Genomic DNA, 496 nt, shown 5'->3' with positions numbered 1-496 from the left:
GTCTGACTGTCTCAAAACGGGATTCCGATAACAAAACAGGTCGTCTGAAAACGGCGGATTATACCATTTTCAGACGACCTTTGCAGGGAGGAGGCTTAGTTATCCTGCTGTTTATGCTGCTTATAAGGCACCATATCGCTGCGCGAAAGCAGCAGCAGGCAGCCCAGTACCATCATTCCCAAAGCAACCAGCGGCGAATAACCGAGCCAGTATTGATTGTGCAGATATACCGCCGCGCCGATATACACCAGCAGCGGGCCGGAAACGATAGACTGCTTGTTGACACCGTCCATCACCAAAACTGCAATCCCCGCCACCACCATACCGGCGGATACGATGGTCGAAGTTGCGGGCAGGATGTCCGTCGTTTTCAAAAACCAAACGGCACCGAAGATAATCAAAAACAGCGGCAGGAAAAGCGAAGAGCGAGACATGGCGTTACTCCGTAAAATTTCAGACGACCCTGATTATTGGGTCGCAGGGGTCGTCTGAAAAG

The 496-nt window shown here is 51.4% G+C and carries 1 protein-coding gene; it reads right to left on the bottom strand.

Annotated features, from left to right (window positions below; genetic code table 11):
* Positions 1 to 95: 95 nt before the first annotated feature.
* Positions 96 to 434 (bottom strand): LiaF transmembrane domain-containing protein, encoded by a 339-nt coding sequence (locus tag ACTHUR_RS19075; RefSeq protein ID WP_003740867.1) that lies wholly within the window; start codon positions 432 to 434, stop codon positions 96 to 98.
* Positions 435 to 496 lie beyond the last annotated feature (62 nt).

It is taken from the genome of Neisseria sp. P0021.S007, assembly GCF_051956855.1.
The sequence above is the reverse complement of the archived record's forward strand: the minus strand, read 5'-3'. Positions and strand labels throughout refer to the sequence as shown.